15 protein-coding genes and 1 pseudogene are annotated in these 23,974 nt (G+C 66.9%); 7 read left to right on the top strand and 9 right to left on the bottom strand.

Annotated features, from left to right (window positions below; translation table 11 throughout):
- Positions 1-132 precede the first annotated feature (132 nt).
- The 4 genes and pseudogenes from otsA to N4G47_RS15020 all read right to left on the bottom strand — a co-directional run bounded on the left by otsA (position 133) and on the right by N4G47_RS15020 (position 6,675).
- The gene (gene otsA, locus N4G47_RS15035; protein WP_107231752.1) at positions 133-1,497 is read right to left on the bottom strand and encodes an alpha,alpha-trehalose-phosphate synthase (UDP-forming); all 1,365 of its coding nucleotides are present in this window, start codon (positions 1,495-1,497) and stop codon (positions 133-135) included.
- A pseudogene (locus N4G47_RS15030) lies at positions 1,494-3,274 on the bottom strand (glycoside hydrolase family 15 protein). The gene otsA and the pseudogene N4G47_RS15030 overlap by 4 nt, the downstream one beginning before the upstream one ends.
- A 41-nt stretch (positions 3,275-3,315) precedes the next feature.
- A complete protein-coding gene (otsB, locus tag N4G47_RS15025) occupies positions 3,316-4,056 on the bottom strand; it encodes a trehalose-phosphatase (protein WP_475289954.1) in 741 nt (246 codons plus the stop codon).
- 183 nt (positions 4,057-4,239) lie between these two features.
- Positions 4,240-6,675 carry a TonB-dependent receptor plug domain-containing protein gene (locus tag N4G47_RS15020; RefSeq protein ID WP_475288199.1) on the bottom strand — a complete coding sequence of 812 codons (2,436 nt, stop codon included), beginning with the start codon at positions 6,673-6,675 and terminating at the stop codon, positions 4,240-4,242.
- A 214-nt stretch (positions 6,676-6,889) separates the two neighbouring features.
- On the opposite strand from N4G47_RS15020, the gene N4G47_RS15015 reads away from it, so the two are divergent.
- The 4 genes from N4G47_RS15015 (at position 6,890) to N4G47_RS15000 (ending at position 12,428) form a co-directional block, all read left to right on the top strand.
- The gene (locus N4G47_RS15015; protein ID WP_475288197.1) at positions 6,890-7,372 is read left to right on the top strand and encodes a DUF3574 domain-containing protein; all 483 of its coding nucleotides are present in this window, start codon (positions 6,890-6,892) and stop codon (positions 7,370-7,372) included.
- A 36-nt stretch (positions 7,373-7,408) separates the two neighbouring features.
- Entirely contained in the window at positions 7,409-8,266 is an 858-nt protein-coding gene (locus tag N4G47_RS15010) for an XAC2610-related protein (RefSeq protein ID WP_475288196.1), read from the top strand.
- Positions 8,267-8,375: 109 nt separating this feature from the next.
- Positions 8,376-10,094 carry a thiamine pyrophosphate-dependent enzyme gene (locus N4G47_RS15005; protein WP_475288192.1) on the top strand — a complete coding sequence of 573 codons (1,719 nt, stop codon included), beginning with the start codon at positions 8,376-8,378 and terminating at the stop codon, positions 10,092-10,094.
- Positions 10,095-10,823: 729 nt separating this feature from the next.
- Positions 10,824-12,428, top strand: coding sequence for a SulP family inorganic anion transporter (locus N4G47_RS15000; RefSeq protein ID WP_475288189.1), 1,605 nt, complete (start codon positions 10,824-10,826; stop codon positions 12,426-12,428).
- Positions 12,429-12,548: 120 nt separating this feature from the next.
- Here the strand turns inward: N4G47_RS15000 and N4G47_RS14995 are convergent, their stop codons facing one another.
- The gene (locus N4G47_RS14995; RefSeq protein ID WP_475288187.1) at positions 12,549-13,259 is read right to left on the bottom strand and encodes a glutathione S-transferase; all 711 of its coding nucleotides are present in this window, start codon (positions 13,257-13,259) and stop codon (positions 12,549-12,551) included.
- Positions 13,260-13,421: 162 nt separating this feature from the next.
- On the opposite strand from N4G47_RS14995, the gene N4G47_RS14990 reads away from it, so the two are divergent.
- Together N4G47_RS14990 and clpB are read left to right on the top strand one after the other, a co-directional pair.
- A complete protein-coding gene (locus N4G47_RS14990) occupies positions 13,422-14,243 on the top strand; it encodes a DUF3014 domain-containing protein (protein ID WP_475288185.1) in 822 nt (273 codons plus the stop codon).
- A gap of 181 nt (positions 14,244-14,424) precedes the next feature.
- Complete coding sequence (gene clpB, locus N4G47_RS14985; protein ID WP_475288183.1) at positions 14,425-17,010, top strand: ATP-dependent chaperone ClpB; 2,586 nt, start codon at positions 14,425-14,427, stop codon at positions 17,008-17,010.
- A gap of 72 nt (positions 17,011-17,082) precedes the next feature.
- Here clpB and N4G47_RS14980 read toward each other — a convergent pair whose 3' ends face one another.
- From N4G47_RS14980 to N4G47_RS14970, 3 genes are all read right to left on the bottom strand, one after another.
- The gene (locus N4G47_RS14980; RefSeq protein ID WP_475288181.1) at positions 17,083-17,883 is read right to left on the bottom strand and encodes a MipA/OmpV family protein; all 801 of its coding nucleotides are present in this window, start codon (positions 17,881-17,883) and stop codon (positions 17,083-17,085) included.
- A 140-nt stretch (positions 17,884-18,023) separates the two neighbouring features.
- A complete protein-coding gene (locus N4G47_RS14975) occupies positions 18,024-19,319 on the bottom strand; it encodes an ATP-binding protein (protein WP_475288179.1) in 1,296 nt (431 codons plus the stop codon).
- Positions 19,316-20,053 (bottom strand): winged helix-turn-helix domain-containing protein, encoded by a 738-nt coding sequence (locus N4G47_RS14970; protein ID WP_475288177.1) that lies wholly within the window; start codon positions 20,051-20,053, stop codon positions 19,316-19,318. The genes N4G47_RS14975 and N4G47_RS14970 overlap by 4 nt, the downstream gene beginning before the upstream one ends.
- Before the next feature lie 180 nt (positions 20,054-20,233).
- Between N4G47_RS14970 and N4G47_RS14965 the strand changes: the two genes are divergently transcribed.
- On the top strand, positions 20,234-21,520 hold the full coding sequence (locus N4G47_RS14965) for an O-acetylhomoserine aminocarboxypropyltransferase/cysteine synthase family protein (protein ID WP_475288175.1): 1,287 nt from the start codon (positions 20,234-20,236) through the stop codon (positions 21,518-21,520).
- A gap of 644 nt (positions 21,521-22,164) precedes the next feature.
- On the opposite strand, the gene ybaL is transcribed toward N4G47_RS14965, so the two are convergent.
- Positions 22,165-23,862, bottom strand: coding sequence for a YbaL family putative K(+) efflux transporter (gene ybaL, locus N4G47_RS14960; protein WP_475288172.1), 1,698 nt, complete (start codon positions 23,860-23,862; stop codon positions 22,165-22,167).
- Positions 23,863-23,974 lie beyond the last annotated feature (112 nt).

Genomic DNA, 23,974 nt, shown 5'->3' with positions numbered 1-23,974 from the left:
GCGAGACCGCGAGGGCGCGCATGCGCCCGTTGCGATGGTTTCAGTCGCAATTGCTTTCGGGTCGAAAGCGTCAATTTGCGGTCGTCATCGACGTGGTGGCGTCGCGTCCGGACGATCAGTGGTGATGGCGGCTCAGCCCTCCAGCGCCTCCAGGTAACTGCGTCGCCAGTGGTTGATGTCGTAGGTCCGCAGGTGCTCCATCATCGCGTGCCAGCGCTCCTTGCGCCTGCGCAGCGACATCGTGGCGGCGGTGGCAATGGCATCGGCCATGCCGTCCAGATCGTAGGGATTGACCAGCAGCGCCTGCTTCAGCTCGTCGGCGGCGCCGGCCAGCAGCGACAGCACCAGTACACCGGGATCGTCCGGATCCTGCGAAGCCACGTATTCCTTGGCCACCAGGTTCATGCCATCGCGCAACGGCGTCACCAGCCCGACCGCCGCGGCCCGGTAGAAGCCGGTCAGCGTGGCATGGGTGAAGTTCTGGTTGACGTAGCGCAGCGGTGTCCAGTCCGGCTCGGCATGGCCGCCGTTGATGTGGCCGGCAATCTGCTCCAGCGTGCTGCGCAGCTGCCGGTACTCGCTGACGTCGCCCCGCGAGACCGGCGCGATCTGCAGGTAGGTGAGCGAACCGCGCTGGTCGGGATGGCGTTGCAGGTAGCGTTCGAAGCCACGGAAACGCTCCGGAAGGCCCTTGGAATAATCCAGCCGGTCCACGCCGATCGCCAGCTGGCGGTCACGCAGGCTGCCACGCAGCTTCTTCACTGCCGCCTTGGTCGCTGCGGTACCGGCCTGGCGTGCGATCAGGTCGGTGTCGATGCCGATCGGGAACGCGGCCGCGCGGAAACGGCGTCCGCCGGGGGCTTCCAGTTCGCCGTTGTCGAGCACGCGACCGCCACCGAACAGGCGCAGGTAGGTCTGGAAGCGGTCAGCGTCGCGCTGGGTCTGGAAGCCGACCAGATCGTAGGCGTACAGCGCGGAGAACAGGCGCAGATGATCGGGCATGGCCTGCAGCAGGTCGGCCGAGGGCATCGGAATGTGCAGGAAGAAGCCGATGCGGCAGCCGATGCCACGTTCGCGCAGCAGCGCGCCCAGCGGAATCAGGTGGTAATCGTGGATCCAGACGATGTCGTCCTCGCGCAGCAGCGGCGCGAGTTTGTCGGCAAACAGCGCGTTGACCTTGTGGTAGGTCTCGCGGGTGCCGCGGTCGTAGTCGACCAGATCCAGGCGGAAGTGCAGCAGCGGCCACAGCGTGCGGTTGGCAAAGCCGTTGTAGTAGCCGTCCACCTCGCGCTTGCTCAGGTCCAGAGTGACGAACTCGATGTCGCCGTCGGTCTGCCGGTGCAGCGTGCCACTGCCATCGCGCACGCTCTTGCCGCTCCAGCCGAACCACATTCCGCCGCGTTCCTTCAGTGCAGCCAGCAGGCCCACGGCCAGGCCGCCGGCACGGTTCTCGCCGGGCACGGCCACGCGGTTTGAAACCACCACCAGACGACTCACGAGGCCTCCTGCCAGGACCGCGACAGGCGCATCGCGGCGGTGATCAGGCCGACGTGCGAATAGGTCTGCGGGAAATTACCCCAGGCCTCGCCGTTGTCGAAGGCCAGATCCTCCGACAGCAGACCCAGGTGGTTGCGCTGCTTCAGCAGCAGCTCGAACATCTCGCGTGCCTCGTCCATGCGCCCGATCGCCGCCAGCGCATCGATGTACCAGAACGTGCAGATGGTGAAGCTGGTTTCCGGTTCGCCGAAATCATCCGGCGCGACATAGCGGTACAGCGAATTGCCATGCTTGAGGTCGCGGCCGATCGCATCGACGGTGGCGATGAAGCGGGCGTCCATTGCGTCGATGAAGCCGATGTCGGCCAGCAGCAGCAGCGAAGCGTCCAGGCGGTGGCCGCCAAAGGTATCGGTGAAGTGACCGAGCTGGTCACTCCAGGCTTCGGCCATGATCCGCGCGTGGATGGTATCGGCACGCTCGCGCCAGTAGCGCGCGCGGTCGTCGCGCTTGAGGCGTACGGCGATCTTGCACAACCGATCGCAGGCGGCCCAGCACATTGCACTGGTGTAGGTGTGCACCTCGGTGCGGCCGCGGAACTCCCACAGCCCGGCATCGGGTACGTCGTGCAGCGCGAAGGCCTGCTCGCCGAGCGGTTCGAGGCGGGCGAAGGTGTGCGCGTCGCCCGGGTCCTGCAGGCGACGGTCGAAGAACAGCTGGGTGGAGGCCAGTACCACGCTGCCGTAGACGTCGTGCTGGCGCTGCACCCAGGCCAGGTTGCCGCGACGTACCGGGCCCATGCCGCGGTAGCCGGACAGGCTGGGTACTTCGTCCTCATCCAGTTTGGCTTCGAAGCCGATGCCATACAGCGGCTGCAGCGTACCGTCGGTGGTGGCCAGGTTGAAGATGTAGCCGAGGAACTGCTCCATCGTGCGCGTTGCGCCGAGGCGGTTCAGCGCGCGCACCACGAACGCTGCATCGCGCAGCCAGCAGTAGCGGTAATCCCAGTTGCGCACGCTGCCGGGCGCTTCGGGAATGGAGGTGGTCATGGCCGCGATGATCGCGCCGCTGTCTTCGTACTGGCACAGCTTCAGGGTGATCGCACTACGGATCACCGCGTCCTGCCATTCCAGTGGAATGGACAGGTAACGCACCCATTCGCGCCAGTAGTCGCGAGTGCGCTGGAAGGCCTCCTGCACGTAACCGCTGATCGAGCGGTCCAGCGATTCGTCCACGCCCAGGATCAGGTGCACGGGATGGTTGAGCACGAACGGCAGGCCGTCGCGCACCATGCGCACCGGCACGTCGGTGGTCAGCCGCAGCACGTGCTCGGGCAGGATCCAGCGCACGTGGTTGCTGCCCCAGGTGGACTCGGGCACGCGTGCGCCCCAGTCGGCCAGCGGACGCGCGCGTACCGTGATGCGTGGGCTGCCGGCCAGCGGACGCACCTGGCGGATCAGGCTGACCGGGCGATAGAAGCGGTCGTTCTGCCGCCAGCGGGGGCGAAGTCGAGGATCTCCAGTGCGCCGCCATGCTGGTCGCGCAGCACCGTGCGCAGGATCGCGGTATTGGTGAGGTATTCCTGTTCGCTGTCGGCGAAGTCCTCCAGCTCGATGGCGAAGTCGCCACCGCTCTGCTGGTTGGGGCCGAGCAGGGCACAGAAGGTCGGGTCGCCGTCGAAGGTGGGCAGGCAGCTCCAGACAACGCGGGCATGTTTGTCGACCAGGGCGCCGAAGCTGCCGTTGCCGACCACGCCCAGATCAAGATCGGGTTGGGTCATCACGCGGTACATCTCGGTTGCGGCCGTGGGGGATGGCCGGGTCAATAGGCATTCTCACGCAGCCAGGCGTGCACGCTGCGTATGTCAGGCAGCGCGAACACCGCCGCGCTGGATTCGCGTTCACCCACCAGCACGCTCCAGCCATGCTGGCCGTTGGCGGCGGCGAAGCCGAATTCGTCGGTAAGGTCATCGCCGAGGAACACCGGCAGGCGTCCACGGAAAGGCAGGTACTGCATCATCCGGCGCACCGCCCGGCCCTTGTCGGTGCCCACTGGCACGAACTCGACCACGTGGTCGCCCGGTTGCAGGCGATAGCCGGCGCGGCCGCGCGCATGGCGATCGGCGAAGGCGCGGACTTCGTTGGCCGCATGGGGTGCGCCGCGCCAGTGCAGGGCAAGGCCGACGCCCTTGTCCTCCACCAGCACGCCGGGATGGCCATGCGCGAAACGCATCGCCTGCTGGTGCAGGGCGTGCAGCCATTCGGCTGTGTCTTCGTCGTGGTCATCGCGCAGTACGTGCCCATCCTGGCCGCGCAGCTCGTGGCCATGCAGGCCGGCGGCGGGCAGTTGCAGGGGAGCGAACAGCCGGTCCAGCTGTTCCAGCGGCCGCCCACTGACCAGTGCCACGGCACCTTCCAGGCGGTCGCTGATGCGGCCGATGGCTTCACGTACATCAGGCAGCAGCTGCACGGCATCCGGGCGTGCAGCGAATTCGATCAGGGTGCCATCGACATCGAGGAACAACGCGCAGGCGTCGTCCAGCAAGGGCGGTGGCGGACGCAGGGGAGCGGTTCAGCCATGGCGCCCAGCTTGCCAGCGTGTGCGTGTACGTGGGGTCGAGGGCGGGCTACGGCCCTGCTTCGGTGGGTGCCGACCGTTGGTCGGCACGAAGGGTCAGCCTGCATCGGGCCCAGGCAGTGCGGGCCAACGGCCCGCACCCACCCAAGGCAATCACACCCCGAGCAATCAGAACGTATAGCGGACGCGGCCGTAGTAGTACGCGCCGTTGCTGCCGATCGGCGACAGCACGTCATACGGCAGGTTGCCGAAGTAGTGGATATCGCTGTTGGATCGATCCGGATAGTTGTCGGTCAGGTTCTGCCCGCCGATGGCCACGCTCCAACGCGGGGTGATGCGGTACTCCACTTCCGCGTCCAGCTGCCATTCGGCCTGGTAGGTCTGGCGCGGAATGTAGCCGTCACCGAAGTTGAACACGCGGGTGACGCTGCCATAGCGGTTCACCCGCGTGCTCAGCGACCAGCGGTCGTTGCTCCATGCGGCCGAGAAACTGCCACGCGTACGCGGCGTGGCGTCGGTCAGCGTGTTGGTCTCTTCAATGCCGAACAACACGTAGTCCGGGCTCAGCGCCTGCAGCTGCGCCGGCGTGGCCAGCACGTTCTTCAGCGTGGTCTTGGTATAGGCGTAGGTGCCGGTCAGCAGCAGCTGGCCATCGCCCAGCGACTGGCGCCAGTTGCTCACCAGCTCGGCACCGCGGGTGCGGGTGTCGGCGGCGTTGACGAAGAAGCTGGCGCTCTGCAGGCCGCTGACGCCGTAGTTGGCGGCCACGTAGTCGGTCAGTGCGTCGCCGGTGATGCTTTCCGACAATGCGATGCGGTCATCGATGTCGATCTGGAAGAAGTCCAGCGACAGGTCGAAGTGCTCGCCGATGCGGCTGGTGAAGCCCAGCGAGGTGTTGAGCGATTTCTCCGGCTTCAGGTCACGTGCGCCCAGGCCACGCGCGATCGGATTGTTGACCGAGAGCAGGCGGCCCTGCACCAGCTGGCCGCCGGCGTTGTAACCGGTGGAGGTGGATTCGTAGCCGATCTGCGCCAGCGACGGCGCGCGGAAGTTGTTGGAGATGGCACCACGCAGCGCGAAGGCCGGGGTGAATTCGTAGCGCAGGCCGAGCTTGCCGGTCAGCTCGCCGCCGAAATCGTCGTTGTGCTCGTAGCGTGCAGCCAGATCGGTGGAGAACTTCTCGCCGAACTGGCTGGACAGGCTGGCATAGGCACTGGCGACATCGCGCGACAGGCGCGCCGCATCCTGCGGGGTCAGGCCGCCGCCGGCCTGCGAGCCGGTCGGGCGATCGGTGTACGGGCCGGCGGCGTAGCTGGCCGGGTCACCCGGGCGGGTCTGGTAACGCTCGTGGCGCGCTTCCACGCCCAGGCCGAGCGTGTGGCTGATGCTGTCGCTCTGGGTGAACACGCGGCTCAGGTCGAGGTTGCCCACGGTCTGCGCGTACTCGTAATCGGCGGTCTTGAAGCGGGTCGGGCTGGTCGGGCCCAGCGAGGCATTGAGCGAATCGCGCAGGCGGTAGGTGAAGTCGTTCTGGCCGTAATCGACGCTGCCGTCGTAGCTCCATTCACCCCACTGGCCACGCACGCCGGCCACGGCCTGCACATCGCGGTTCTCGCCTTCGGAGATCGGCCGGTAGCCGTTCGGATAGACCTGCTTCCAGTTCGCATCGCCATCGGGGTAGCGGAAATAGTTCGCGCCTTCGGTGTCCCGTTGGTTGAAGGTGCCGAAGGCATAGAAGGTGGAGGTCTGGCCGACCGGGATCTCGGTGTTCAGCCACAGATTGATGTCCTTGCTCTTGCCATCGCCCAGCACGTAATTGCGCTTGCCCTGCAGCGCCAGGTTGTCCGGGGTCTGGTCCCACGGCGGAATCTGGTCGAAGCCGGCGCGGTTGGTGCCGTTGCGGTGCTTGTACTCCAGGCCGACGCGCAGGAAGCCACCGTCTTCGCCCAGCGAGGTGCCGACCTTGGCGCTGATGTTGCCGGTCTGGCCGTCGGTGAGGGTGCGCCCGATCGGCTTGAGGTCGGTGTGGTTGGCACCGTAACTGGCCTCGATTTCGCCACCGTCGCCGCCATTGTCGAGGATCACGTTGATCACACCGGCCACTGCATCGGAGCCGTACAGCGCGCCGGCGCCGTCGCGCAGCACTTCGATGCGCTTGATTGCGCTGACCGGGATCGAATTGAAATCGACCGGCGTGGTGCCCTTGCCGATCTTGCTGTCGGTGTTGACCAGCGCGGTGTGGTGGCGGCGCTTGCCGTTCACCAGTACCAGCACCTGGTCCGGCGACAGGCCACGCAGCTGCGCGGCGCGCACGTGGTCGGCGCCGCCGGAGTTGGACTGGCGCGGGAAGTTGAACGACGGCAGCAGCGCCTGCAGCGCGCTGCCCAGTTCCCCGTTGACCACGCCGGCCTTGCGGATGTCCTCGGCGGTGAGCACGTCCACCGGCGAGGTGGATTCAAGCACGGTGCGGTCGGCGGCGCGGGTGCCGGTGACGATCACCGTGTCCAGGTTGGTGGCGTCCTGGGCCAGGGCCGGGGCAGCAGCGGAGGAAAGTGCGAGGGCGATGGCGAGGCCGAGCGGCGACGCGGGCAGGCGGACGGACATGGGGGCTCCAGCAACAACGACGACGGGGAAGGGGGAGATAGTTTCACTTACATCCATCCGGATGAAGCGATATATTATCTTCGCGTGATGACTGGTGCCGATGCAAGCCCCTGCCGGTCCGGCATGAGCTGATGCCCTGCAGGCATCAGCACGCCGGGCCGGCGGCGCTGTACGCTGCCGGCTCGCCCTGTCCCCCTTCCCCGGAGCTGTATCGATGAAACACCTTGGCCTCGTCTTCGCCGTGCTGCTGGCCACCAGCGGCTGCGCCAGCCTCTCTTCGCAGGCGCCCAGCGCCTATGCCACGGCCACCACCGCCGAAATGAAGGGCGATGCCGCGCGCCCGTCGGCCGGCCACGGCTGGGTGCGCAGCGAGCTGTACTTCGGCGTGGGCGAGGAGCAGGGCGCGGGCAACCGTCCGCAGGCCGACACCATCAGCGAGGCGCAGTGGCGCGCGTTCCTGGACAAGCAGGTGACTCCCCGCTTCCCGGATGGCCTGACCGTGTTCGATGCCTATGGCCAGTGGCTGTTCCGTGGCGATGCCTCGCCCAATCGCCTGCGCACCAAGGTGCTGGTGGTGCTGCACGAGGACACCCCGCAGCGTCGCGCCGATATCGAAGCGATCCGTCTGGCGTGGAAGCAGCAGACCCAGCATCAGTCGGTGCTGTGGTCGCGGCAGCCGGTCGAGGTATCGTTCTGAGTTGAAGGTGCCGCCGTGGCGCTGCAGGGAGCGATGATGAAACACAGGGAATGCGTGTTGGGCGTGGTGCTGGCAGGACTGCTGGCACCGTTGGCGCAGGCCCGTGGCGGCGACGGCGAAACGCTACGGTTCCAGGTGGCCGCGCACGTGCAGGCGCACGCCGATTCCCAGCAGGATGGCAGCATCGCCGTGCAGCTGTCGCCGTCGGGCAAGCGCCAGACGCTGGCGGGCGCAGCGGATGCCGACGGCAATTCGCGGTGGTCCCTTGAAGACGTCGATTTCGATGGTTACCCGGAACTGGTCGCACGCGCATCGGTGGGCATGGTCAACGAAGCGGTGGCGGTGTACCGGTTCGATCCGGCCAGTGCCTCGTATCGCGCGCTGCAGGCCGAAACGCACGGCAACGACAGCTGCGGTGACCTGATGGGGCTGAGCGTCGACGCAAAGACCCGCACCCTGACCAGCAGCTGTCGCAGCGGCCCGATGTGGTACGCCGACCAGTACCGGTTCGCGGGTGCGAAGCTCTATCTGCACCGCAGCGAGCGCCTTCTGATGTTGGGCGATACGCTGAACGCGGCCCTGCATTGGGTGCAGACCGACGATCAGGGGCCGTTGGCCGTCTGGCGGACCTATGCTGACGACGGACGCGTGCTGGACAGCGCGATTGCCGATGGCCTGGGCGCGCCATCCGAGGGACCGCTGCGTGGTCAGCAGGCCTCCGTGCTGGCGGCGCGCGTGTTCCTGTTCGACCGCCCCGGTGCATCCAGCACCAAGCGTTACCTGGTGGAGGGCGATCGCGTGGAAATGCTGGATGAACAGGACGGTTGGATGAAGCTGCGCTACCGCAACCCGAAGCAGGGCGTGGTGGAGGGCTGGATCAACGTCAATGATTGACGAGACGTCTACCCGCAGTTTGCACATCGAGGCGATGCGCAACTTGCCCACGGAGGCATCACTTCACCGGGTCTAGCCTCGGACGTTCCCCCGTTCGAGGATGTATCCGATGAGCAAGCGCGTGGCCGAAATCGTGGTGGACGCCCTGCAGCAGGCCGGTGTCCGCCGTTGCTACGGCATCGTGGGCGATACGCTCAACCATGTGACCGATGCGATGCATGGCAGCGAGATCGCGTGGGTGCACGTGCGCCACGAAGAAGTGGCTGCGTTTGCTGCCGGCGCCGATTCGCTGGTCAGCGAAGAACTGACTGCCTGCGCCGGTTCCTGCGGGCCCGGCAGCCTGCATTTCATCAATGGCGTGTTCGAGAGCAACCGCAACCGCGCGCCGATGGTGCTGATCGCCAGCCAGGTGGTGACCAGCGAACTGGGCATGGAATTCCCGCAGGAGGTGGACTTCAAGGCGGTGTATGCCAGTTGTTCGGTGTTCTGCGAGCAGGTGCACAGCGCCGAACAGGCGCGCCGCGTGGTCACGTTGGCCTGCCAGGCGGCGATCAGTCGCCGTGGCGTCGCGGTGGTGATCCTGCCGGCCGACATCAGCCAAGCCGAGGTGAAACACGATGTGCCGTTCTCGGTGCATTACACCCAGCCGGTGTTGCGCCCGGCCGACGCCGAGCTGCAGCGCATCGCCGAGCTGCTGGGGCAGGGTAAGCGCATCGGCGTCTATGCAGGTGCAGGTTGCCAGGGCGCGCACGCGCAGCTGCTGGAGCTGGCCCGGCGCCTGCAGGCCCCGATCGCGCACACCTCGCGCGCCAAGGATTTCGTCGAGCCGGACAACCCGTACAACATGGGCATGACCGGCATCTTCGGCATCGAATCCGGCTTCCACACATTGATGGCGTGCGACACGCTGCTGCTGCTCGGCGCCGATTTCGCGTGGGGCCAGTTCTACCCGGACAAGGCGACGATCATCCAGGTCGACCGCGATGGCAGCCACCTCGGCCGCCGGCATCCGGTGACCCTGGGCGTGGTCGGCGATATCGCACCGACGCTGGACGCGCTGCTGCCGATGTTGCCGCCGCGCGAGGACAGCACGTTCCTGGACGAATGCATCGAGCGCCGCGACAAGGCGCTGAAGAAGCGCGAGCAGGAAGAACAGCCGGGCGAAGGCGAGCTGATCCACCCGCAGCACCTGACTGCGCTGCTGTCGAAGTACGCCGCAGACGATGCGCTGTTCACCGCCGACGGCGGCTCGCCGATGGTGTGGGTGCTGCGGCATATCCGCGTCAACGGCCGCCGCCGCACGCTGACCAGCCTGCTGCATGGCACGATGGCCAACGCGATGCCGCAGGCGCTGGGTCTGCAGAAGGCGTTCCCGGGCCGGCAGGTGATCTCGCTGTCCGGCGATGGCGGCCTGGCAATGCTGCTGGGCGACCTGCTGACTGCGGTGCAGGAGAACCTGCCGATCAAGGTGGTGGTGTTCAACAACGGCTCGCTGAACTTCGTCGAGCTGGAACAGAAGGTGGAAGGCCTGCTGGACAACTACACCGATCTGAAGAACCCGGATTTCGGTCGCCTGGCCGAGGTGATCGGTTTCCACGGCCGCACCGTGACCCGCAGCGAGGATCTGGAGGACGCGGTGCAGGATTTCCTGGCACAGCGCGGCCCGGCATTGCTGGATGTGCACACCAGCCGCGCCGAGCTGGTGATGCCACCGCAGATCGAGGCCAAGCAGGTGGCCGGTACCGCGCTGTATGCCGCCAAGGCGGTGTTGAACGGCCGCTTCGACGACGTGAAGCATCTGCTGGTGGACAACTTCCTGAAGAAGTAGGGGGTAGTCGATGCAGGGCTGCGCCCTGCACCCGCAGAGGCCAAAGTAACAGCCAAAGCAACAGCCGAAGCAACAGCCGAAGCAACAGCAACAGCGGGCATTCCGTGGGATGGCGGGGTGGGTCCGGCTGCGGGGACGCCGTAAACCCGTCCTTGGGGCTTGGCCGCGGCATCCATGCCGCGGACACCCCCGCAACCGGATCCACCCCGCCTTCGACAGATTCCTGCGATCTGTCGGAATGGCATGGCGGGTGCCTGGTGGGTGTCGACCTTGGTCGACACGGTAGATCCACGCCATGCGTGGATGAACGAAAGAATGATCGGAATGATCTTCTGTAGAGCCGAGCCATGCTCGGCTCAGAGGCCTCGCGTACAGTAGCCGAGCATGGACTCGGCGCTACAACGAGAGCCTGCCTTTGCTTTTGATCTTTTGATTCTCTTCCGCGGCTGGCGCCCGCAGGAAACCGTCAGAGGCCGGGCGGGCAGGCTGCGCAGGGGCGTGAGCCGCATGGATGCGGCGACCGAGCTTACATGGACGTACTTGCAGCGTCCCCTGCGCTGCCTGCCCGACCGGCCCAACACGCAATGCCAGTCGACCAACAGTCGACTCCACCCGCGCCCAGCCACGAGGGGCCCCGCCGTTGGCTGGAACCCATCATTCCACCGCGGAATTGGCGCCCGGGCCCCGCTGGGCCTACCATCGGCGGTCCCCACCCCCATCGCCCCTTCCATGTCCGCTCCCGCTTCCGCCGCACCGCGTCGCTGGTTCGTCGCCGGCGACTTCAATGGCTTCTTCGGCCTGGTCGTCGACAACCTCTCCATCCTTGGCTTCATCGCCATGGCCCTGGTCGGTATCTTCCAGTTCCCCGCGGACGTGGTATTCGGCCGCATGTTCCCCGGTACCGCCTTCGGCGTGCTGGTCGGCAACCTGCTGTACACCCTGATGGCGCGGCGCCTGGCCGCACGCACCGGCCGCGACGACGTCACCGCCATGCCGCTGGGCCTGGACGCGCCGACCAGCATCGGCATGGCCCTGCTGGTGCTCGGCCCGGCCTTCATCGCCTTCAAACAGCAGGGCATGGACCCGCACGCGGCCGGCATCGCCACCTGGCAGCTGGGCATGGCCGCGCTGGTCATCATGGGCCTGCTCAAGCTGGTGCTGTCGTTCTTCGGCGAAGCGGTCACCCGCGCGCTGCCGCGTGCCGCGCTGCTGGGATCGATCGCGGGCATCGCGCTGGTGCTGATGGGCCTGCTGCCGCTGCTGGAAACCCTGCGTTCGCCGCTGGTCGGCTTCACCACGCTGGGCCTGCTGCTGTACGTGCTGATCGCCAAGGGCCGGCTGCCGGTGCGTGGCCCGGGCGTGCTGCTGGCCTTCGTGTTCGGCACCGTGCTGTATTACGGCCTCGGCCTGGCCGGGCTGGGGGCACCGGGCTTCCATGTGCCGGCCTGGGTGCCGCCGCAGGTGGTGCTGCCGCTGCCGACGCTGGGTTTCCTCGACGGCCTGCCCACCGCGATGACCTACCTGCCGCTGTTGCTGCCGTTCGGGCTGCTGATGGTGGTCGGCGGCATCAACGTGTCTGAAAGCGCACGCGCGGCGGGTGATGACTACCGCACCCGCGACATCCTGCTGGTGGAAGCGGTGGCGACGCTGGTGGCAGGCGTCTGTGGCGGCGTGGCGCAGACCACGCCGTACATCGGCCAGCCGGCGTACAAGCACATGGGCGCGCGCAGCGGATACACGCTGCTGACCGGCCTGTTCGTCGGCATCGGCGGCATGCTGGGCATCATTTCCGGGCTGGTGCAGTGGCTGCCATTGGCCGTGCTGGCGCCGATCATCGTGTACGTGGCCATCGATATCACCACGCAGGCCTTCCAGGCCACGCCGCGCCAGCACGCCGGTGCGATGGTGTTTGGTTTCCTGCCGTCGGTGGCCTACCTGCTGGCGATCAAGGCGCCGGGCTGGATCGCACCGGACCAGTTGCCGCAGCTGCTGACCAAGCTCGATGGGCATGGCCTGCCGGAACTGGCGGTGATCTTCACCCTGGGCAACGGCTTCATCATCACCTCGATGCTGTGGATCTCGGCGGTGGCGGCGATGGTGGACGGCCGCCTGCGCCGGGCCTGCGGCTTCCTGCTGGTGGCGGCGCTGCTGACTCTGTTCGGTCTGATCCATTCGGTGGACCCGCGCGGCGGCATCTACCTGCCGTGGGACCTGGAAGGGCTGGCGCGCATCATCAGCTGGCAGTTTGCCGGCGCCTATGTGGCGCTGGCGATGCTGCTGGGGCTGCTGTCGTTGCAGAAGCAGCCGGTGCAGCCGCTGGGTGAGAACAGCTGACCCCACGGTAGTGCCGGCCGCTGGCCGGCATGCTCACGGACCTCGGACGCATCGTGCGGTTGCCGGCCAGCGGCCGGCACTACCGCTCCTTCCGCTTCGGGTGCGTTGCAGGCGGCGGTATCAGCGTTCGGCATCCAGCTCCGGGTAGTGGCGGAAAATGCCGTGGGTGTTGAACGGCAGCCGCCGTTCCGAGCCCAGGTAGGCGGCGATGTTCGGTCGTTTCGCCACCCGCTCCTGCACGGCACGCAGCAGGGGCAGGGTGGGTGCCAACACCTGCATGCGGCGCGGGAACATGTAGTCCAGCCCGCTCAGCAGCTGGAACAGCGACAGATCCACGTAGGAATGCTCGCGCAGTGCATGGCGGCCGCCATTGGCGGCCAGCACCTGCTCGAAATAGCCCAGATACTTCGGAAGCCGTTCGCTGCGCAGCGATGCGGCCCGCGCCAGCGCCTCGCTCTTCTGATCCTCGTAGTACTTCGAGGCGGCGATCGGGTGATGGGTGTCGTGCACTTCGGCCACTAGGTCGGCGATGGTCAGCTGCAACTGCAACGCCTGCATCCGCCGCGAGGCTGCCTGCGGTACCAGATCCAGCGTCGGGCCGAGGAAATCGAGGATGGCCGCGACCTGCGCGATCACCTGTCGTCCCGCCTTGAGGAACGGCGGCGCGAACGGTTGTGCGCCTTCGCCGCCACCGTCCAGGAACGGCTGCATGACCGCATCGCCGTGGACCCGCGCCATGTCCACGTAGTTGGCGCCTGCGTCTTCCAATGCCAGGCGCACGAACTCGCCACGGCCCTGGATGCCGGTCCAGTAGTACAGCGCGTACTGCATGGCAGCGTCTCCACACGATGAGATCCACAGCCTCGCGCAGCCGGTGCAAAGCAGGCGTGAGTGCGCGGGCTGAACCCGAACGCCAGCGGAACACGCGGGGAACCGGCTGCCATCGGCAGGGTCACACCCTGTCCATGCAGGTGAAAAACGAGGGACTGCATCATGCAGAATGGAAAGGCGATCTGGCCCTGGGTGCTGGGTGTGGTGGTGATCGGTGGCGCGGGTGGCTGGCTGTTCCGCGATCAGCTGAAAAGCCTGGCAGACGGTGTCCCGGTGCCGGTGCAATCGACGCCTGCCTCTACCAGCGCACCGTCGCAACCGACGGCGGCCACAGAGACCACGCCAGCACCACCGCCGATCCGGCATCCGCTGGATACCGAGGCCGCCGCCGACCCGGCGCTGCCGAAGCTGGCTGACAGCGATGCCGCTGCCTGGGGCGCACTGAGCCAGCTGTTCCAGGGCGAGGGCCCGCTGACCCTGCTGCTGCGCGACCACCTGATCCAGCGCCTGGTCACCCAGATCGACAACCTGGACAAGCCCAGCGTGGCGCCGACCGCGCTGGCCGGGCGGCCGCTGCCGGGCAACCTGCAGGTCGAGCCCGGCGAGGGCGGGGAACGCATCGCCGCCAGCAACGCGGCGCGCTATGCGCCCTACGTGCAGGCCTTCACTGCGCTCGACCCGGCGGCGACGGCCACGGCGTACAAGCGCTTCTATCCGCTGATCCAGCAGGCCTTCGTCGAGCTCGGCCGGCCCGAGGGCTATTTCAACGATCGTCTTGTTGCAGTGATCGACCATCTGCTGGACACCCCGGACCTGGCCCAGGCGCCGGCGGTCCAGCGCGATGAGCGCGGCCGCTATCGCTTCGTCGATGCCACCCTGCAGTCGCGTTCGATCGGCCAGAAGGCCCTGCTGCGCATGGACCCGGCGCAGGCCCGTGTGGTCAAGCAGCAGCTGCGGGCGATCCGCAGCGCGATCAGCCGTTGAGCCCCACCGCCCGGCCGATCTGATCGGGATCAACGCGCCGACCACACCCGTTGCGGCATGCTGGCCGCAGGCTGACTGGCCTCGGGGTGCAGTCGCAGTCACCCTTGAAACGGGGTGGGGCAACCGCATCTTTCCAGCATCGCCGGCGCGGGCCGGCCCTGATGACCGATGAGGTTTCGCAATGCGGATGGACAAGCTCACCTCGCGTTTCCAGCAGGCGCTGGCAGACGCACAGTCGCTGGCCGTGGGCCGCGACAACAGCATCATCGAACCGGTTCACCTGTTCAGCGCGCTGTTGGACCAGCAGGGCGGCAGCACGCGCCCGTTGCTGGCCCAGGCCGGCGTGAACGTGCCGGTGCTGCGCGAGCGCCTGACCGAAGCGTTGGACGCACTGCCCAAGGTCTCGGGCCAGGCAGGCAACGTCTCGATGGGCAACGACCTCGGCCGCCTGCTGAACCAGACCGACAAGCTGGCCCAGCAGCACGGCGATGCCTTCATTGCCAGCGAGTGGTTCGTGCTGGCGGCGCTGGACGATGGCGGTACGCTGGGCATGGCGCTGCGCGCCGCCGGCGCCGACAGGACCCGCCTGCAGGCTGCGATCGACAAGCTGCGCGGCGGCGAGAACGTGCAGTCGGAGAATGCCGAAGAGCAGCGGCAGGCGCTGGAGAAGTACACCATCGACCTGACCGCGCGCGCCGAGAGCGGCAAGCTTGATCCGGTGATCGGCCGCGATGAGGAGATCCGTCGCACCATCCAGGTGCTGCAGCGTCGGACCAAGAACAACCCGGTGCTGATCGGCGAGCCTGGCGTGGGCAAGACGGCGATCGTCGAAGGGCTGGCCCAGCGCATCATCAACGACGAAGTGCCTGAAGGCCTGCGCGGCAAGCGCGTGCTGTCATTGGACATGGGCGCGTTGATCGCCGGTGCCAAGTTCCGTGGTGAGTTCGAGGAGCGCCTGAAGGGTGTGCTCAACGACCTCGCCAAGAGCGAAGGGCAGATCATCCTGTTCATCGACGAGCTGCACACCATGGTCGGTGCCGGCAAGGCCGACGGCGCGATGGACGCCGGCAACATGCTGAAGCCGGCGCTGGCACGCGGCGAACTGCATTGCGTGGGTGCCACCACGCTGGACGAGTACCGCAAGTACATCGAGAAGGATGCCGCGCTGGAGCGCCGCTTCCAGAAGGTGTTCGTCGGCGAGCCGTCGGTGGAGGACACCATCGCGATCCTGCGCGGCCTGAAGGAAAAGTATGCGGTGCACCACGGCGTGGAGATCACCGATCCGGCCATCGTGGCTGCTGCGACGCTGTCCAACCGCTACATCACCGACCGCCAGCTTCCGGACAAGGCCATCGACCTGATGGACGAGGCGGCCTCGCGCCTGCGCATGGAAATCGACTCCAAGCCGGAAGAACTGGATCGCCTGGAACGACGTGTGATCCAGCTGAAGATCCAGCGCGAGATGCTGAAGAAGGAGAAGGACGAAGCCTCGCGCCAGCGTCTGGCCGACCTGGAGAACGAGATCGAAGCGCTGGAGCGCGAGTTCTCCGATCTCAATGAAATCTGGAAGTCAGAGAAGGCCGCGCTGCAAGGTGCCACCAAGATCAAGGAACAGGTCGAGCAGGCCAAGCTGGAACTGGAAGCCGCGCAGCGCCGTCAGGATTTCGCGCGCATGAGCGAGATCCAGTACGGCCTGCTGCCGCAGCTGGAAAAGCAGCTGGCCGCCGCCCAGGAAGCCGAGCACAAGGACTTCAAGCTGGTGCAGGACCGGGTGACCGACGAAGAGATCGCCGAGGTCGTGTCGCGCTGGACCGGCATTCCGGTCAACAAGATGCTCGAAGGCGAGCGTGACAAGCTGCTGCGCATGGAAGAGGTGCTGCACAACCGTGTGGTCGGCCAGGAGGAAGCGATCAAGGTCGTCTCCGATGCAGTGCGCCGCTCGCGTGCCGGCCTGTCCGACCCGAATCGCCCGGCCGGCTCGTTCCTGTTCCTCGGCCCGACCGGCGTCGGCAAGACCGAGCTGTGCAAGTCGCTGGCCGAATTCCTGTTCGACAGTGCCGACGCGATGATCCGCATCGACATGAGCGAGTTCATGGAGAAGCACAGCGTCGCCCGCCTGATCGGCGCACCTCCGGGCTACGTCGGCTACGAGGAAGGTGGCTACCTGACCGAGGCGGTACGCCGCCGTCCGTATTCGCTGATCCTGCTCGACGAGGTGGAGAAGGCGCATCCGGATGTGTTCAACATCCTGCTGCAGGTGCTGGACGATGGCCGCCTGACCGATGGCCAGGGCCGCACCGTGGACTTCCGCAACACCGTCATCGTGATGACCTCGAACCTGGGCTCGCACCAGATCCAGGACATGAGTGCCGATGACAGCCCGGAGGCCTACACGCAGATGAAGGCGGCGGTGATGGGCGTGGTGCAGGCGCACTTCCGTCCGGAGTTCATCAACCGCCTGGACGACATCGTGGTGTTCCATCCGCTGGACAAGCAGCAGATCAAGCAGATCGCCCGCATCCAGATGCGTGGTCTGGAGAAGCGCCTGGCCGAGCGCGGGCTGAAGCTGGCGGTGTCCGATGCAGCGTTCGACCTGCTTGGCAACGTCGGCTTCGATCCGGTGTATGGCGCGCGCCCGTTGAAGCGGGCGATCCAGGCGCAGCTGGAGAACCCGCTGGCGCAGAAGATCCTGTCCGGCGCCTTCGTCAACGGCGACGTGATCGAAGTCGGCAACGACGGTGGCCACCTGGTATTCGCCAAGGCCTGAGTCACGTGGGGCGCTGCCTGACCGCAGCGCCCCGTTTCCTGCGAAGTACACCGGGCCATGCCCGGCGTCCCCTCAGAAGCGGTGCGTGTAGCCGCTCATCAATCCGAACTGGTTCGGCTTCTGCACGATCGGGCTGTCGGCGGCGTCACCGAGCAGGCGCGTGCCCTCGGCCGCGATGTACCAGTTGCCGTTGCGCCCCACGCGGTGGCTCCACTTCAGGCCGACACCGGCGCTGACCAGGCCGGCCTTCGGTTTATGTTCGGCAAAGCCGGTGCGCGCCGCCTGTTCCGGGCTGACCCCGTACCAGGTCTGCACATACCCGCGGTTGCCGTAGTCGGTGGAGACGCTGCCGCTGACCACGCCACCGGCGAGGTCGAACAGCGGCATCGTCAGGTTCAGGTGCACCTGCTGGGTGGCTAGGCCGTTCTCGGCCTTGTCCTCATCCTTGCGGGTGAACTGCCAGGAACCGCTCAGCACGGCTTCGCCCAGCGTATAACCAGCCGAGATACCGACCAAGGGACGGGTATCGATATCGCCCATGCCGCGCAGGAAGTCCGAACCGCCAAGCAGCGAGTCCTTGTCCTTGCGGATGCCACTGGCGCCGACATACGCGCGCACGCGGGTGTGTTCGCCGATGGCGGTGCCCCAGCCGATGCCACTGGTGCCCAGAAACCATCCACCCGGCGAGGTGACATCGAAGGACAGCGACGGCGCCGCGCGGTACTCCTTGCTGCCGCTGTAGCGTGGTGTCACGCCACCGCCGGCGGCGACTTCGAAGGTCCAGTGGTCATCCTTGGCGTGGGCAATCGGGGTGACAAACAGCGGCAACAGGGCCAGGCAGAGCAGGGTGGGAGAACGGTGACGCTGGGACATGGAAACTCTCGGCAATGGGAGGAAAGCAGCACGCGCATCCGGCGTGTGCTGCAGGGTCGCCAGCGTGGCGATACGCCGGCGACCGATCCGTCCGCAGTTGTGCGGGAGTTGTAAGCAACTGTAATCGCGCCCTGGGGCGTTCAGCTGGCAGCCAGCGGCCAGTGCATTTCCAGGCGTGCGCCACCCAGCGAGGCGCGGCCGATGCGCAGCTCACCGTGATGTCGCAGCGCGATGCGGCTGACGATGGCCAGGCCCAGGCCGAAGCCGCCGGTATCGCGGCTGCGGCTGTCATCGAGGCGGGTGAAGGGCCGTACCACCTTCTCGCGATCGGCCTCGGCGATGCCGGGGCCGTCGTCGTCCACGCGCAGGCAGGCGCGACCATCGACGCCGACCAGCGAAACCTCGATCTGCGAACGTGCATGGCGCAACGCGTTGCCGACCAGGTTGCTCAACGCCAGCTGCAGCAGGCGTGGCTCGGCATCCACCCGCGGCAGGGTACTGGGTTGCACACGCAGCACCAGATCGGCCCGTTCGGCATCGCGGCGTGCGTCGGCCAGGCAGGCCTGCAGCCAGTCGTTGGCTTCGATGCGCTGCAGTGGCTCACCTTCGCTGGGGTGTTCCAGCCGCTCGTAGGCCAGCAGTTCACTGACCAGCCGGTTGAGCTCTGCCAGGTCGCCGTGCAGGCCCTGCGCCAGTCGTTCACGGCGTTCGCGGTCATCGCTGTCCTGCATCAGGTCCAGGCCGAAGGCCACGCGTGCGATCGGCGTGCGCAGTTCGTGCGAGATCGCATGGGTCAGGTCGCGCTGGCGCTGCACCAGTTCGGCTACGCGCGCTGCCATGCGGTTGGAGTGCTCGACGATGACCCGGATCTGCGAGCGCGGCGACACCTGTGCGCGCGCCTGCAGGTCGCCGGCGCCGATGCGGTCGGCATGCACGCGTAAGGCGTCCAGATCGCGCCAGAGCACGCGCGACCACGCATACAGGCACAGTCCGAACAGCGCCAGCATCAGCGAATATGCGACCAGCGTCAGGTACAGCGAGGTGGGCGGTTCACCGGGCAGATGCAGCTGCAGCCAGCGGCCGTCGGGCTGTGCAGGTTCCAACGGTGCCCAGACGATCTCGAATTTCTGCCGGGCGATCATCCCGTTGCGTTGCAGCTGTTGCTGTTCTTCCGCAGAGATCGGTGGCGGTGCCGACAACAACGTCAGCGCGATACCGTAGTGCGGTTGCCACTGTGCCAACTGCTGCTGTTGTGCGGCTTCATCCTTGCCCTGCAGGCCCTGGCGGAGCGCGTAGAGCTGGCCGCGCACCTGTTCTGAAAAGATCCGCTGCTGGGTGGGCAGATAGATGCGGTCGAAGATCAGGTTGATCAGCAGCAGGGTGATCAGGAAGCTGGCGCCGACCAGCAGCCACAGGCGCAGGAACAGCCGCTTCACGCCGACCAGGCCGAAGGATTGAACTGGTAGCCACGGCCCCACACGGTCTTGATCCGACGTGGTTCGCGTGCGTCGTCACCGAGCTTGCGGCGCAGCTTGCCGATGCAGACGTCGACGCTGCGGTCCAGGCCATCGAAGCCGATGCCGCGCACCGCCTGCAGGATCTGGTCGCGCGACAGGATCTGCCCGGGCTGGCTGGCCAGCAGCCACAGGATCTCGAATTCGGTGGTGCCCAGCTCGACCGGTTGGCCATGCAGCTGTACTTCGCGTTGCATGCGGTCGATCAGCAGTTGCCCATGCATCAGCCGGCACGGCGTGCCGGTGTTGCTGCTGCCGTGGCGGCGGCGCAGCAGGGCGCGCAGGCGGGCCAGCAGCAGGCGCGGCTCGATCGGCTTGTGCACGTAGTCATCGGCGCCCGATTCCAGGCCCAGCACCTGCTCGATATCGTCCTCGCAGGCGGTCAGCATCAGGATCGGCACATCGGAGAAGCTGCGGATCTGCCTGCACACGTCGATGCCACCCAGGCCGGGCAGCATCAGGTCCAGCACCACCAGCTCCGGCGCCTGCTGGCGGCAGGCCGCGCTGGCGTGGTCGCCACGGGCCACGTGCTGCACCGCAAAGCCATGTTCGCCCAGGTAGTCGCTGACCAGCTCAGCCAGGCGACGGTCGTCCTCGACAAGCAGCACCGAGGTTGGCGAATTGTGGGTGGGGGTGGTCCAAGGCGATGGCTGCATGAGTAGGGCTTCCGTGCCCGGGCAGGAGCGCCCGGCGGCGCAGCCTAGCAACGGCCCATGACGGCTGCCTGAATCGTGGCCAACCTGATAACCGGCGGTATGCACGTCATCGCCAGTGGCTCTCAGTGCCAGGCTGCGGCTGGCCTATGGTGGCGGTTTCCCCGGATGGAGCCCGGTGCAATGAGCGACCCGCAGTGGCAACTGGAAACCCTGGCCGTGCACGGCGGCTACCGTCCCGACCCGACCACCCGCGCGGTGGCGGTGCCGATCTACCAGACGGTGGCGTACGCGTTCGACGACACCCAGCATGGCGCCGACCTGTTCGACCTGAAGGTGCCGGGCAACATCTACACGCGCATCATGAACCCCACCACCGACGTGCTGGAGCAGCGCCTGGCCGCGCTGGAAGGTGGCATCGGCGCGTTGGCGCTGGCCTCGGGGCAGGCGGCGATCACCTACGCCATCCAGACCATCGCCGAAGCCGGTGACAACATCGTCGCCTCCAGTGCGTTGTATGGGGGCAGCCTCAACCTGCTGGCGCACACGCTGCCGCAGTACGGCATCCAGGCGCGCTTCGCTGATCCGTCCGATCCGTCCGCGTTCGCCGCGCTGATCGACGCGCGCACCAAGGCGGTGTTTGTCGAATCGATCGGCAATCCGCGCGGCAACGTCACCGACATCGCCGCGATCGCCGAGGTCGCGCATGCTGCGGGCGTGCCGCTGATCGTCGACAACACCGTGGCCACGCCGTTCCTGCTGCGCCCGTTCGAGCACGGCGCCGACATCGTGGTGCATTCGTTGACCAAGTACCTGGGTGGGCACGGCAACAGCCTCGGCGGTGCGATCATCGATTCGGGGCGTTTCGACTGGGCGGCGCAGCCCCAGCGCTTCGCCCGCCTCAACCAGCCCGACCCCAGCTACCACGGCGTGGTCTACACCGAAGCGCTGGGGCCGGCGGCCTACATCGGTCGCGCGCGGGTGGTGCCGCTGCGCAATACCGGTGCGGCGCTGTCGCCGTTCAACGCGTTCCTGATCCTGCAGGGCATCGAGACGCTGGCACTGCGCATGGAGCGGATCAATGCCAATGCGCTGGCGGTGGCGCAATTCCTGAAGGCGCACGCCAAGGTGGCATGGGTGCGTTACGCCGGGTTGGCCGATGACCCCGAGCATGCCGCCGCGCAGCGCTACCTCGGTGGCCACGGCTCGGGCGTGCTGACCTTCGGCCTGCCGGGTGGGCGCGAGGCCGGCGCACGCTTCCTGGATGCGCTGAAGCTGTTCACCCGGCTGGTGAACCTGGGCGATGCCAAATCGCTGGCCACCCACCCGGCGTCCACCACCCACCGCCAGCTGGACGCGGCCGAGCTGGCCAAGGCCGGCGTCAGCGAGGACACCGTGCGGCTGTCGATCGGCATCGAGCACATCGGCGACCTGCGCGCGGACCTGGAGCAGGCGCTGGCCCGCGCCTGATAGCCGCGCGCTTGGTGCATATCGCTACAGGCGATCACCACCGGCCACGCGATGCGCTACGGTGGAACTGCCTCTCCAAGGCGTGGCAACGTGGCGATCCAGATCCCCGGTCGATGCGGGTCGACCGGGGATTTTTGTTTCGGGGTCAGATCCGTTCTCCTGTGGAGAACGGATCTGACCCCATGTGCCGACGGTCGGCATCAATCCTGGTAGATCCACGCCATGCGTGGATGGATCACCATCGGAATCGAACATTCCGACAGTTCTTCAAACAGCATCCACGCATGGCGTGGATCTACTGCAGATCGCGGGAAATTGTCGAAGGCGGGGTGGCTCCGGTTGCGGGGGCGTGAGCCGCATGGATGCGGCGACCGAATCGAACATTCCGACAGTTCATCAAACAGCATCCACGCATGGCGTGGATCTACTGCAGATCGCAGGAATCTGTCGAAGGCGGGGTGGGTCCGGTTGCGGGAGTGTCCGCGGCATGGATGCCGCGGCCAAGCCCCCAGGGACGGGTTTACGGCGTCTCCCGCTACCGGACCCGCCGCGCCATCCCACGGAATGCCAGCTTTTGCTTTTGCCGTTGCCGTTGCCGTTGCCGTTGTTTCGGCAGGGTGCAGGGCGCAGCCCTGCCGCACCCCTCACACCACCGGGATGCTGTGCTGCCCCAGATTCCGGTACGGCGGCGTGGACATGATCATCTCCGCCAGCGAATAGGCCAGTTCGCGCTCGGCCATCACCGTGCCATCGGCGCCGTGCTCCAGCAGATGCTTCACTTCGGCATCGCTGTGCGCGCGCGCCAGCAGGGTCAGGTCCGGATTGATCGCGCGCAGCTTGGCCAGCGCCTCACCGGCCTCCAGCGGCTGCGGAATGGCCAGCACTGCGATCTTGGCGCGCTCCGGGTGGGCCTCGGCCAGCACCCGGTCGGCGGCAGCACTGCCGCGGATCGCAGCCAGACCCCTGGCGTGCGCCTGCTCGACGTGTTCCTTGTTGTCATCGATCACCAGCACCGGCACGCCGCGATCACGCAGCACCTGCGCCAGCTCGCTGCCGACGCGGCCGTAACCGATCACGATGGCATGGTCATGCAGGTCGCGCGAGGGGCCGGTCGCCTCTTCGGGCTCGGCGGTCTGGGGCGACTGCTCCTGCTTGGCCTGCCAACGGTCGAGCAGGCCGAACACCAGCGGGTTGAGCATGATCGAGACCAGCGCGCCAGCGAGCACCAGCGATTGCCCTTCCTTCGGCAGGATCTGCAGCGCCACGCCAAGGCCGGCGATGATGAAGGCGAACTCGCCGATCTGCGCCAGGCTGGCCGAGATGGTCAGCGCGGTGCTGGTCGGGTGGCCGAACGCGCGCACGATGAAGAACGCGGCGGCCGACTTGCCGAACATGATGATCAGTACCGTGGCCAGCACCTGCCAGGGATGCTGGACGAGGATGTTGGGGTCGAACAGCATGCCGACCGAGACGAAGAACAGCACCGCGAACGCATCACGCAACGGCAGCGAATCGTGCGCGGCCTTGTGGCTCAGCTCCGATTCGTTGAGCAGCATGCCGGCGAAGAACGCGCCCAGTGCGAAAGACACACCGAACAGCATCGCCGAACCGAACGCCACCCCCAGCGCGATCGCCAGCACCGACAGGGTGAACAGTTCGCGCGAACCGGTACCGGCGATGCGCTCCAGGATCCACGGGATGACCCGGCGGCCGACCACCAGCATCACCGCCACGAACAGGCCCAGCTGCACGAAGGTCCAGCCGATGTCGGCCAGCACGCTGCCCAGCGAATGCGATTCCTTGGCCGCATCGGGGCCGAACACACCGGCCAGCACCGGCATCATCACCAGTGCCAGTACGCAGGCCAGGTCTTCCACGATCAGCCAGCCGACGGCGATCTTGCCGCGCATGGTTTCCAGCAGGCGCCGTTCTTCCATCGCCCGCAGCAGCACCACGGTACTGGCGGTGGCCAGCGAGAAACCGAAGATCACGCCATGCAGGGCCGGCCAGCCCATCAGTGAGGCCACGCCCCAGCCGAGCAGGGTGGCCACGGCGATCTGGCCAATGGCACCGGGAATGGCGATGGCCTTGACCGCCATCAGGTCCTTCAGCGAGAAGTGCAGGCCGACGCCGAACATCAGCAGCATCACGCCCAGCTCGGCCAGCTGGTTGGCCAGCGCCTGGTCGGCGACGAAGCCGGGGGTGAACGGGCCGACGCAGATGCCAGCAACCAGATACCCGACCAGAGGAGACAAGCGCAGCTTGTTGGCCAGCGCGCCGAAGATGAAGGCGAGCCCCAGGCCAACGGCCACGATGTTGATCAGGTCGGTGTCATGGTGCATCGGCACTCGCAGGAAATCGGGGGATGCCCCGATTTTCACCGATGAGGCCAGATACGGCAAACCCGCCGGTCACGTGCCGTGGCCGGCGGGTTTGCCCACGCATTTCTCCTCT

Source organism: Stenotrophomonas sp. GSD10, assembly GCF_056172695.1.
This window is presented reverse-complemented; position numbering and strand designations above follow the sequence as displayed.

Coding starts and splice junctions, on each gene's coding strand:
- N4G47_RS15020 (WP_475288199.1), bottom strand. CDS start 6,675: ATGTCCGTCCGCCTGCCCGCGTCGCCGCTCGGCCTCGCCATCGCCCTC.
- clpB (WP_475288183.1), top strand. CDS start 14,425: ATGCGGATGGACAAGCTCACCTCGCGTTTCCAGCAGGCGCTGGCAGAC.
- N4G47_RS14990 (WP_475288185.1), top strand. CDS start 13,422: ATGCAGAATGGAAAGGCGATCTGGCCCTGGGTGCTGGGTGTGGTGGTG.
- ybaL (WP_475288172.1), bottom strand. CDS start 23,862: ATGCACCATGACACCGACCTGATCAACATCGTGGCCGTTGGCCTGGGG.
- N4G47_RS15010 (WP_475288196.1), top strand. CDS start 7,409: ATGAAACACAGGGAATGCGTGTTGGGCGTGGTGCTGGCAGGACTGCTG.
- N4G47_RS15005 (WP_475288192.1), top strand. CDS start 8,376: ATGAGCAAGCGCGTGGCCGAAATCGTGGTGGACGCCCTGCAGCAGGCC.
- N4G47_RS14995 (WP_475288187.1), bottom strand. CDS start 13,259: ATGCAGTACGCGCTGTACTACTGGACCGGCATCCAGGGCCGTGGCGAG.
- N4G47_RS14965 (WP_475288175.1), top strand. CDS start 20,234: ATGAGCGACCCGCAGTGGCAACTGGAAACCCTGGCCGTGCACGGCGGC.
- N4G47_RS14970 (WP_475288177.1), bottom strand. CDS start 20,053: ATGCAGCCATCGCCTTGGACCACCCCCACCCACAATTCGCCAACCTCG.
- N4G47_RS14980 (WP_475288181.1), bottom strand. CDS start 17,883: ATGTCCCAGCGTCACCGTTCTCCCACCCTGCTCTGCCTGGCCCTGTTG.
- N4G47_RS15015 (WP_475288197.1), top strand. CDS start 6,890: ATGAAACACCTTGGCCTCGTCTTCGCCGTGCTGCTGGCCACCAGCGGC.
- N4G47_RS15000 (WP_475288189.1), top strand. CDS start 10,824: ATGTCCGCTCCCGCTTCCGCCGCACCGCGTCGCTGGTTCGTCGCCGGC.